This window comes from Streptomyces sp. BE303 (assembly GCF_036290945.1).
In the GTDB taxonomy this organism is placed as follows: domain Bacteria; phylum Actinomycetota; class Actinomycetes; order Streptomycetales; family Streptomycetaceae; genus Kitasatospora.
The window spans coordinates 1-2,856 of sequence record NZ_JAQYWZ010000635.1; the positions used below are offsets into that span (position 1 = coordinate 1).

Below are 2,856 nucleotides of genomic sequence, written 5' to 3' on the forward strand. Positions count from 1 at the left end.
GAGGCGTTGTTGCTGCGGTCGCGGTAGCCATCGGTGCGCGAGTTGATCTTGATGTTGTTGATCGGGGTGACACCACCGAGGTCGGTCTGCCACCAGGCGTTGGCGTCCGAGTTGGTGTGGGTGACGGAGCCGGAGAAGAACCGGCCGTTGGTGTTGCCGTCCACGGCTAGGGCCGCGGAAGCGCCGCCCCAGGTGGAGGACTGGGTGGCCGGCCGTCCCAATGCCACGTTGGTCTGGTTGAAGACGGCCTTCCACTGCCGGTCAGCGAACCACTCCTGCACAGCGCGGTTGTAGTGCACACCGTCACTGGCGAAGATCCCAAAGGTGGGCGCGGCTGAGGGGGTGAAGAGCGGCGCACCTGAGGCCGAGGTGGCTGCGGCAGGGTCGATCAGCTTGTAGGGGTTTGGGGCCGGTCGGCTGGTGAGATCCGCCAGCGCGTCTACAACGTGCTGCGTCGGGGTCGGAGCATATTTGGTCGTGCGTGGACGGTAGAGGAAGATCGGGTAGGCGGCGCTGCCGGCTGCCGCTCTAAGCGGCTCCAGAACGTTGAGGAATGCCTGCCCGACATGGCTGGCGCTGATCGTTGTGTTCATCCACGCCTCGGTCTCCCACTGGTTCCAGTGCATGCCGATGACGCGCGGTCGCTTGCCGGCCTCCTGCAATGCTCGCAAGCCGTTGCTGATCGTCTTCGCAGCGAGCGGGTGCAAGCTGTCGACTTGGGCTGGGTTGCGGCCGGGCCACCAAAGGTTGTACGCCCCGTCCGTCTGTTGCATGCCCTGGCTCGGCCAGGCCACGTGGATCACGTTCAGGTCGGGAAGCGCGGCGCCGGCGTTGACGGCCCGCTCCCAGCGTAGCGCGGTCACCGTCGCGACGCTGTAGCCGAGGCCATTGTTCCACTCCTCGCCGAGGTTGGTACCGCTGCAGGTGTACGGCGTCCACACCGCCTGCACTGCCCCGACCTGCCGATTGTTTTGCCGATTCAACCCCTTGACGTGGCCGAAGGCCCCGCACTGGGCTTTGTCGGCGGGGTCAGTGATTGGCGCGTTGTATCCGACCGCGTTGCTCTGGCCGAGCACGATCAGCACCGGAGCGTCGGTGTCCAGGTCGAAGCGGGCGGGGACCGCGGTGTCGGCCGAGGCGGGAACCGGCTGGCCGGAGAACAGCATCATCACAACGAGCAGGGCCAGGGACACGAGCCTGGGTCCGTATCGGTGTTTCGTTGCCGTGGTACTCCCAGTGGCTCGCGCAGTGGGTGATTTCAGTTGTGTGGCGACGGCGCGAGCGGCCGTTCGGACTGCGGTTCTGGGGCGCATCGTTCTCCTCAAATCGACTAGGGTTTCTTGATGTCTCGGGCTTTCCGGTGGCGGTGGACGGTTTCGCTCTCGTTGGGCTACTGCGTTGGTATTGACGGAGCCCTGCACGGCCGAACACGCCTTGCCGCGTCTGCGGTAGCTCCGACGGGTGGGGACGCCGGTTTGCCGGACCCCGCAACATCGGTCTCGGACAGAGTCGCCAACCCTTGAGGCCCTTGTTCCGGGTGTAGGCCTCGACGGAATCACCAAGGAGGCCAGCCAGCAGGCGAGAATCGGTTCCCGGAGGGATAGACCGGAAACTCCGCCAGCGACGGATTGTTGGTGCGCGGGGGAGTTCGACGCGGAGGCGCTCTCTGACGTCTCCAGCGGGCTCCCGTTTGCGAATGCGATGGCCGCCTGGTGGTGTCTGTGGGACGTAATTGGAGCCCTGCGATCTTTAGATGTCAACAAGTTGGACAGAAGCTTTCTCTTCCGATCAGCGGGGCTGCAGGACCCGACGGCCTGGCGGCGAGCACCCCACGCCGAACTGCGGACATGGACAGCGCGGCGGTGTTCGCGGTGGTTGTCCACATGCTGACCAGCGGGTGTGCGCAGCGGAGTTGGAGTCCTGCGTCGCCCGCTGGTCTGTCGGCAGGCGGGGCTCCTGCCTTGCCGTCTGCTACGGCCGCACGGATGCCCGGGACTCGATCGAGGTGTCAACCGGTGGGGTCTCGCCCTTACGCGGGTAGTGCGGCAGGACACCGTCCCACGCCACGCTGCTGGCCGCGTCGTCTGCGGCGAGCGTGCGGGAGATCTTCCCCGCGGGTCTGACCTGCAGGACCCGGAAGCGCGAACGCGTCGCGCCGCGGCTGCCCCGGCGCCAGGTGACCTGCCGAAACGCCCGGTGTCCGTCCGCGGTCGCGAGTTCACGCAAGGAGACGGAGTCGGTGCGGTAGCGGGGCAGGGTTCTGTGGCCCGCGCCGCCGTAGGCGGGCGCCACCGGCTGGGCGTCGGTGGAGGAGATCTACGCGCACGTCGACATCCACGACCCGGCGTTCGACGCCGCACTGCGGACGGTGTGCGGCGCGTCGTGAACAAGAGCCTGCTCACGCTCACTCCGGTGGCATCTCCGAAGGAACGGCGCGCGGCCCGGGACCGGCTGGAGATGCCGTGGGCCCTGCTGGCGGGTCCGATCATGCCGGTGATGTTCCGTCAGGAGTCGATGCGATTCGATCCCGTTCGACGCGGTGTACGGGTGGCGACCCACGCCCGGGTTCTCGCCTCGACAGGATCGTCGAGGCGAGAACCCGGGCGTGCGCCGTGGTCAGTTCTAGGAGGCGTAGACCGAGACCTCGGCGAGCGACAGGTAGTTGGTGCCCGGGAGTTGGACGCGGACGTATCTGCCTTGGGCGCCGACCGGGACGGTCAGCTCGGCGGGCGGGGTGCCCGCGATGTCGTACCGCCACACGGTGGGATCGGCGCGAAGATCGGCGTAGCTACGCCCGGTCATATCGGATGCCGAGACGAACACCGAGGCGTTGTTGCTGCGGTCGCGGTAGCCATC

At 67.2% G+C, this 2,856-nt stretch carries 1 protein-coding gene and 1 pseudogene; both read right to left on the reverse strand.

All coding sequences use genetic code 11. The annotated features are described in order from the left end of the window. The coding region (locus PUR56_RS14450; protein WP_329949205.1) for a galactose-binding domain-containing protein at positions 1-1,193 on the reverse strand (1,193 nt) is incomplete at its 3' end. Positions 1,194-2,622: 1,429 nt separating this feature from the next. Then, a pseudogene (locus PUR56_RS14455) lies at positions 2,623-2,856 on the reverse strand (discoidin domain-containing protein); the annotation flags it as partial.